Annotated in this window: 7 protein-coding genes; 2 read left to right on the top strand and 5 right to left on the bottom strand. The window is 73.1% G+C overall.

Features of this window, described 5'->3' with window-relative positions; genetic code table 11:
* The 4 genes from A6V29_RS12995 to A6V29_RS12980 form a co-directional block, all read right to left on the bottom strand.
* On the bottom strand, positions 1–263 hold a 263-nt coding region (locus tag A6V29_RS12995), incomplete at its 3' end, for a hypothetical protein (protein ID WP_137160691.1).
* Positions 264–355: 92 nt separating this feature from the next.
* A complete protein-coding gene (locus A6V29_RS12990; RefSeq protein WP_137160690.1) occupies positions 356–1,090 on the bottom strand; it encodes an SDR family NAD(P)-dependent oxidoreductase in 735 nt (244 codons plus the stop codon).
* Between the two features lie 43 nt (positions 1,091–1,133).
* Positions 1,134–4,025, bottom strand: a complete 2,892-nt coding sequence (uvrA, locus tag A6V29_RS12985; RefSeq protein ID WP_137160689.1) for an excinuclease ABC subunit UvrA — start codon at positions 4,023–4,025, stop codon at positions 1,134–1,136.
* A gap of 122 nt (positions 4,026–4,147) precedes the next feature.
* On the bottom strand, positions 4,148–5,638 hold the full coding sequence (locus tag A6V29_RS12980; RefSeq protein WP_137160688.1) for an amidase: 1,491 nt from the start codon (positions 5,636–5,638) through the stop codon (positions 4,148–4,150).
* A gap of 49 nt (positions 5,639–5,687) precedes the next feature.
* On the opposite strand from A6V29_RS12980, the gene A6V29_RS12975 reads away from it, so the two are divergent.
* Positions 5,688–6,350 carry an MBL fold metallo-hydrolase gene (locus A6V29_RS12975; RefSeq protein WP_137160687.1) on the top strand — a complete coding sequence of 221 codons (663 nt, stop codon included), beginning with the start codon at positions 5,688–5,690 and terminating at the stop codon, positions 6,348–6,350.
* A 7-nt stretch (positions 6,351–6,357) separates the two neighbouring features.
* Here the strand turns inward: A6V29_RS12975 and A6V29_RS12970 are convergent, their stop codons facing one another.
* Complete coding sequence (locus A6V29_RS12970) at positions 6,358–6,639, bottom strand: hypothetical protein (protein WP_137160686.1); 282 nt, start codon at positions 6,637–6,639, stop codon at positions 6,358–6,360.
* Between the two features lie 54 nt (positions 6,640–6,693).
* On the opposite strand from A6V29_RS12970, the gene A6V29_RS12965 reads away from it, so the two are divergent.
* Positions 6,694–7,272 (top strand): sugar O-acetyltransferase, encoded by a 579-nt coding sequence (locus A6V29_RS12965; protein ID WP_212719364.1) that lies wholly within the window; start codon positions 6,694–6,696, stop codon positions 7,270–7,272.

Here is a 7,272-nt window from a genome sequence, read left to right as displayed (position 1 = left end):
CGGGCCGCGAGGGCGGCCGCCCCGCGGGCAGCGAGGCGCACGACGCGGCGAGCGAGCGCGACGGCCGCGAGCAGCGCGATCGGTGCCGCGACGTAGTCGAACCTGTCGGACACCGCGTGCGTGGCGACGACGGCCAGCGACAACCCGAGGATCCCGAGCAGGACGACGGCCGCCACGATCCCGGCTCCCGGGGAGCTCTTCCCCTGCCACGGCTGCCCGCAGTGGGTCATGTCGGGGTCGCAGTCGGGCGTGAGCGCGCTCATCGCGGCCTCCTCGCACGGGCGCAGGCATGCACCCTCATGACGTCAATCACACGGACAGTACCTCTGCGTGACGTCGATCACAAGCGGCCGGCTCAGACCACGAGGCCGAGCCCGCCGTCGACGAGCAGCGTCTGACCGGTGGCGTAGCGGGCGCCGATGAGCCCGACGCAGGCGTCGGCGACGTCGTCGGGCGTGGCCACCCGCCCGAGCGGAGCCATCGCGGCCACTCCCTCCTTGGCCGCGTCCCACGTCTCGGTCCACAGCGTCGCGACCAGCCCGGGGGCGACGGCGTTGACCCGCACGCGACCGCCGGCGTGCTTGGCCAGGAGCGTGGTGAGGTGGTCGACGGCCGCCTTCGACACCGCGTAGGGCAGCGAGCTCCCCGTCTGCCGGATGCCCGCGATGGAGGTGATGTTGAGGATCCAGCCGTCGTCGGCGGCGCGGAGCAGCGGCAGCGCGGCCTGCGACACCAGGAAGGTGCCGACGACGTTGACGCCGAGCACGCGGTTCCAGTGGTCGACCGTGACGTCGTCGATGTCGGCCAGCGCGACGTCGGCGGTCACCGCCGCGTTGTTGACCAGGCCGTCGAGCCGTCCCCACCGCTCGCGGGCCGCCTCGACGAGCGCGGACGCCGTGGCCGGGTCGGAGATGTCGCCCTGCACGTAGGCGGCTTCGGGCAGCTCGTCGGCCAGCCGCTGCCCGGCCTCGACCGAGCTCGCGGAGTTGACGACGATGCGGGCGCCGGCGGCCGCCAGCCTGCGGGCGACGGCTTCGCCGATCCCGCTGCTCGAACCGGTGACGATGACGACGTGGTCGGTGAGGTCCATGCCCGCAGTCTGGCGCCCCGGGACCGACGCGGTGGGTGCGGCCTCAGCTGGCTTTCCTGCGCGTCTTCTTCTTCGGCGCACCGGCGGCGGCGACGGCGTCCTCGTCGAGGATCTTCGCCAGGTACCGGCCGGTGTGGCTCTCGGGCACGGTGGCCACGAACTCCGGCGACCCCTCGGCGACGACGGTGCCGCCGCGGAAGCCCCCTTCGGGCCCCATGTCGATGAGCCAGTCGGCGCTCTTGATGACGTCGAGGTTGTGCTCGATGACGATCACCGAGTTGCCCTTGTCGACCAGCCCCTGCAGGACCTGCAGCAGCTTCCGGATGTCCTCGAAGTGCAGGCCCGTGGTCGGCTCGTCGAGGACGTAGATGCTGCGTCCGTTGTGCCGCTTCTGCAGCTCGCTGGCGAGCTTCACCCGCTGCGCCTCACCGCCGGAGAGCGTGGTCGCCGGCTGGCCGAGCCGCACGTACCCCAGCCCGACCTCGGTGAGCGTGCGCAGGTAGCGGGCGATCGCCGGGATGGCGGCGAAGAAGTCCGCGGCCTCCTCGATCGGCATGTCGAGGACCTCGGCGACCGTCTTGCCCTTGTAGTGCACCTCGAGGGTCTCCCGGTTGAACCGGGCTCCCTTGCACACCTCGCACGGGACGTAGACGTCCGGCAGGAAGTTCATCTCGATCTTGAGCGTGCCGTCGCCGGAGCACGCCTCGCAGCGGCCGCCCTTGACGTTGAAGGAGAACCGGCCGGGCAGGTAGCCGCGCACCTTCGCCTCCGACGTCTGCGCGAACAGCTTGCGCACGTGGTCCCAGACGCCGGTGTACGTCGCCGGGTTCGACCGCGGGGTGCGGCCGATCGGCGACTGGTCGACGTGCACCACCTTGTCGAGCTGGTCCAGCCCGGTGATGGTGCGGTGCCGGCCGGCGACCATCCGCGCCCGGTTCAGCTGGTTGGCCAGGGTCGTGTAGAGGATGTCGTTGACCAGCGTCGACTTGCCCGACCCGGAGACGCCGGTGACCGCGACGAGGACGCCGAGCGGGAACGCGACGTCGATGCCGCGCAGGTTGTTCTCGCGGGCCCCCTTGACGACCAGCTCGCGGCCCGGCGTCGGCTCGCGGCGCTTCTCGGGGATCTCGATCGCCTTGCGGCCGGACAGGTACTGGCCGGTGATCGACCGCTCGCTGGCCAGCAGCTCCTCGACGGTGCCGCTGACGACGACCTCGCCGCCGTGCTCCCCGGCGCCCGGGCCGATGTCGACCACCCAGTCGGCGACCTTGATCGTGTCCTCGTCGTGCTCGACGACGATCAGGGTGTTGCCCATGTCGCGCAGCCGGACGAGCGTCTCGATGAGCCGGGTGTTGTCGCGCTGGTGCAGGCCGATCGACGGCTCGTCGAGCACGTAGAGGACGCCGACCAGCCCGGAGCCGATCTGGGTGGCCAGCCGGATGCGCTGGGCCTCGCCGCCGGCGAGCGTGGCGGCGGGCCGGTCGAGGGAGAGGTAGTCGAGGCCGACGTCGACGAGGAAGGAGAGCCGGGCCTGGATCTCGCGGAGCACGCGGTCGGCGATGGCCTTCTCCCGCTCGCCCAGCTCCAGCACGCCCAGCCACTGCGCGGCCTCGCCGATGGACAGGTTGGTGACCTCCGCGATCGACCTGTCGTTGAGCTTGACGGCGAGGATCTCCGGCTTGAGCCGGGTGCCGTGGCAGACGGGGCACGGGACGTCCCGCATGTAGCCCTCGTACTTGTCCTTCATGTAGTCGCTGTCGGTGTCCTCGTGCCGGCGCTCGAGGAACGGCAGCACGCCTTCGAACGCGGCGTAGTAGCTGCGCTCGCGGCCGTACCGGTTGCGGTAGCGGACGTGCACCTGGTCGGGCGAGCCGTGCAGGACGGCCTTCTGCACCTTGGCCGGCAGTCGCTCCCACGGGTCGTCCATGGAGAAGCCGAGCTGCTGGGACAGGCCGGTGAGCAGCCGCGTGAAGTACTCGTTGCTCATCGAGCTCGACCACGGGGCGATGGCGCCCTGGTTGAGGCTCTTCTCCGAATCGGGCACGACGAGCTCCGGGTCGACCTCCTTGCGGGTGCCGATGCCGGTGCACTCCGGGCAGGCGCCGAAGGGCGAGTTGAACGAGAAGGAGCGGGGCTCGAGCGCCTCGAAGGAGAGGCCGTCGTCGACGCAGGCGAGGTGCTCGGAGAAGGTCCGCTCGCGCTGCGGGTCGTCCTCGGGCAGGTCGACGAACTCGAGGACGACCAGGCCGCCGGCCAACCCGAGGGCGGTCTCCACCGAGTCGGTGAGGCGGCGCTTGGCGCTCTCCTTGACGGTGAGGCGGTCGACGATCACCTCGATGGAGTGCTTCTCCTGCTTCTTGAGCTTCGGCGGCTCGGTGAGCGAGTGCACGACGCCGTCGACGCGGACGCGGGAGAAGCCCTGGGTCTGCAGCGAGCTGAACAGGTCGACGTACTCGCCCTTGCGCGCGCGGACGACGGGGGCGAGCACCTGGAACCGGGTGCCGTCCTCCATGGCGAGGACCTGGTCGACGATCTGCTGCGGCGTCTGCCGGGAGATCGGCTTGCCGCAGTTCGGGCAGTGCGGCTGGCCGGCACGGGCGTAGAGCAGGCGCAGGTAGTCGTAGACCTCGGTGATGGTGCCGACGGTGGACCGCGGGTTGCGGTTGGTCGACTTCTGGTCGATCGAGACCGCGGGCGAGAGGCCCTCGATGAAGTCGACGTCGGGCTTGTCCATCTGGCCGAGGAACTGGCGGGCGTAGGCCGACAGCGACTCGACGTAGCGGCGCTGCCCCTCGGCGAAGATCGTGTCGAAGGCGAGGCTCGACTTGCCGGAGCCCGAGAGACCCGTGAACACGATGAGTGCTTCGCGGGGGAGGTCGAGGTGGACGTCCTTGAGGTTGTGCTCTCGGGCGCCGCGGACGACGAGCCGGTCCATGTGTTCCCTGTCGGTCGCTGGTGGATGTCGCGGTGGTGCGGGGAGGTGCAACGTCGGGGCCCGCTGCGGTCGTCCGCCCACGGGGTGTGACGTGCGCCTGCCGGCCGCGGACGGCCCAGGCCTCAGGAGGCGGGCTCCTCCACGGCGGTGGGGTCGAAGACCGGCGCGTACCGGCGCCACGGGAGCCGGCGTTCCAGCTCTCCGGCGAGCCAGAGTAGTCGCCCTTCGGCACCCGGGGGGCCGACGAACTGGACGGCCACCGGCGGGCCGTCCGGCCGTTGGGCGGCCGGGAGGACGGCCGCCGGGAGGCCGGCGAGGTTCCACGCCGCCGTCCACGGCGCCCAGCGCGCGTTGGCCGTGACGTTGGCCAGGAACCCGCGCTCGTGCCAGGGCCGGGCGGGCAGCGGCGGACCGGTCGTCACCGGGGTGAGCAGCAGATCGACGTCGGCGAAGAACGCGACCATCCGCGCGCGGAACCGCTCCTGCGTGCTGGGCCGGACCAGGCCGAGACGGCGGACCAGCCGGCCGAGCCGCGCGTGCGTGCGGCTGCGCGGCTGGAGCTCGTGGCGCGGGATGCCGAGGGCCTCCGCGTCGTCCTCGGCGCCGGCCATCCAGCGCACCAGCGCGCCGGCTGCGGCGCCCGGTGTGATCGGGGGGTTGCGGCGCATCACCGTGTGCCCGGCGGCCTCCAGCTCGGCGACGACGGCATCGACGGCCGACCGGGTCGCCGCGTCCGCTCCCACGCCCGGGACCGGCGAGCGGGTGCTCACCGCGACGCGCAGCGGGCGGTCGGGGGCCGGAGGTGGCTCCGGGGTCTCCCCCGCCACCACCGCATGGGCCAGCGCCAGGTCGGCCACCGTGGTGGCGAGCGCGCCGTTGACGGCCATGCCCGACCAGTCGTCCGCGCCGATGCCACCAGGGACCACGCCACGGCCGGGCTTCAGCGTGACCAGGCCGCAGGCGGCGGCGGGCAACCGCAGCGAGCCCATGCCGTCGTTGCCGTGCGCGATCGGCACCGACCCCGAGGCGACGGCGGCGGCGCTGCCACCGGAGCTGCCCGCCGGCGACAGCGCGGTGTCCCACGGGTTCCGGCTGACCGTGCCCGGACCGTCGGTGGCCGCGTACAGGCAGAGCTCGGGAGCCCGCGTGATGCCGACGACGACGGCGCCGGCCTTGCGCAGCCGGGTGACCACCGGGTGGTCCTTGGGCTCCGGGCCGCTCGGGCAGGCCGGCGACCCGTCGGTGCAGGTCTCCCCCGCGACGGCGACGTTGTCCTTGATCGCCACGGGGACGCCGGCGAGCGGCAGGGCGAACCGGGTGAGGCTGGAGTCGACCGCGGCCGCCTCGGCCAGCGCGGCCTCCCGGCGGACGACGCGGAAGGCGCCCACGCGGGCGTCCACCGCGTCGATGTGGTCGAGGTGTGCGCGCACCACGTCGACCGCGGTCACCTCGCCGGTCCGCACCCGCGCGGCGATCTCCGCGGCCGGCAGGCCGACCAGCGAGGCATCGCTCGGCGTCCCGTCCGGGACGGCCGTCGGTGCACCGTTCTGCGTGACGAGCTGCGCGACCTTCCGCTCCGTCGAGGGCCGGCCGGCACCTCCGCTAGCGTCCATGCCTGGACCGTAACGGCGCATGCCGACACTTTCCGAACGGAGGCCGGAGATGAGCTCGTACACCGGGGACGTCGAGGTCGGTGGAGCGCCCGACGTGCGGGAACTGCCGGGGATGACGATCACCAAGCTGGCCGTCAGCGAGATGGCGAACAACGCCTACCTGCTGCGGTGCACCGCCACCGGCGAGCAGCTGCTCGTCGACGCGGCGGCGGACCCGGACGCCCTCGCGGCGCTCATCGGCGACGGCGGGCTTCGCACCGTCGTCACCACCCACGGGCACTGGGACCACCACCGGGCGCTGCCCGACGTGGTCAGCGCCACCGGCGCCGTCACCGTCGCGCACCCCGCCGATGCGGCGGACCTGCCGGTGCCCGTCCAGCGGCCGGTCGAGCACGGGGACACGGTGACCGTCGGCGAGCAGACGCTCGAGGTCGTGCACCTGCGCGGGCACACGCCCGGCAGCATCGCGCTGGTCTGGCGGGGAGGCCCGGAGGCCGGGACGCACGTCTTCACCGGCGACAGCCTCTTCCCCGGCGGCGTCGGGAACACCTGGGACGACGCGGAGCGCTTCGCCAGCCTGATCGACGACGTCGAGCAGCGGCTGTTCGGCACGCTCCCGGACGAGGCCTGGGTGTACCCGGGGCACGGCAAGGACACGACGATCGGGGCCGAGCGTCCGTCCCTCCCGGAGTGGCGCGCCCGCGGCTGGTGACGTCGGCTCAGGCCTCGTCGAAGGCGGCGACCAGCTCGTCGGCGGTGCCCGGGAGGTACAGCGGCAGCAGCGAGACGCTCCACCCGGGCCGCCGCTGGTCCACCCCGACGGCGAGCTCCCACGCCGCCCGCGCTGTCAGCGGCCCGAAGCAGCCCTCGTCGCCGTCCTCGCCGAGCGCCACCTCCACGAGCCACTGGTCGGAGAGGTCGGCCGCCAGCTCGGCGAAGTCCGGTGGTGCCGCCTCGTCGGGCTCCGGAGCATCCGCCAGGACCGGGTAGATGAGCGCCATCCCTGCACCGTAGGGCCGGAGCGCGGGGCGCGCTCCCCGCCTAGCGTGGGCCGCATGCCAGCGGACGGAGACACCCGATCGATGCGCGAGCGGATGGAGGCCGGCGACCCCTACATCGCCGACGACCCCGAGCTCGCCGCCGCCAGCACCCGCGCGCTCGACCTCGCCGACGCGTACAACGCCACCACCGTCCGGCAGGCACCGCTGCGCCGGCAACTGCTCGAGGAGCTGCTCGGCGCCGTCGGCGAGGGCACCGAGCTCCGCCCGCCCCTCTACGTCGACTACGGGAGCAACATCCGCATCGGCGCCCGCTGCTTCGCGAACTTCGGGCTGGTCGCCCTCGACGTCGCCCCCATCACCATCGGCGACGACGTGCAGTTCGGGCCGAACGTCCAGCTGCTCACGCCGACGCACCCGCTCGAGCCGGAGCCGCGCCGGCAGAAGTGGGAGGCCGCGGAGCCGATCACCATCGGCGACAACGTCTGGCTCGGTGGGGGCGCGATCGTGCTGCCGGGCGTGACCATCGGCGACAACACGGTGGTGGGCGCCGGCGCCGTCGTCACGAAGGACCTGCCCGCGAACGTCGTCGCCGTCGGCAACCCGGCCCGCGTGGTGCGCACCCTGGACGGGTGA

The organism is Blastococcus sp. CCUG 61487 (genome assembly GCF_005222955.1).
Taxonomy (GTDB): Bacteria; Actinomycetota; Actinomycetes; order Mycobacteriales; family Geodermatophilaceae; genus Blastococcus.
Note: the sequence above shows the minus strand (reverse complement) of the source record. Positions and strands in the feature narration are given on the sequence as shown.

What these genes read in the sequence shown, in the direction of transcription:
- A6V29_RS12990 (WP_137160690.1), bottom strand. Translation starts at nt 1,090, where the DNA reads ATGGACCTCACCGACCACGTCGTCATCGTCACCGGTTCGAGCAGCGGG.
- uvrA (WP_137160689.1), bottom strand. Translation starts at nt 4,025, where the DNA reads ATGGACCGGCTCGTCGTCCGCGGCGCCCGAGAGCACAACCTCAAGGAC.
- A6V29_RS12980 (WP_137160688.1), bottom strand. Translation starts at nt 5,638, where the DNA reads ATGGACGCTAGCGGAGGTGCCGGCCGGCCCTCGACGGAGCGGAAGGTC.
- A6V29_RS12975 (WP_137160687.1), top strand. Translation starts at nt 5,688, where the DNA reads ATGAGCTCGTACACCGGGGACGTCGAGGTCGGTGGAGCGCCCGACGTG.
- A6V29_RS12970 (WP_137160686.1), bottom strand. Translation starts at nt 6,639, where the DNA reads ATGGCGCTCATCTACCCGGTCCTGGCGGATGCTCCGGAGCCCGACGAG.
- A6V29_RS12965 (WP_212719364.1), top strand. Translation starts at nt 6,694, where the DNA reads ATGCCAGCGGACGGAGACACCCGATCGATGCGCGAGCGGATGGAGGCC.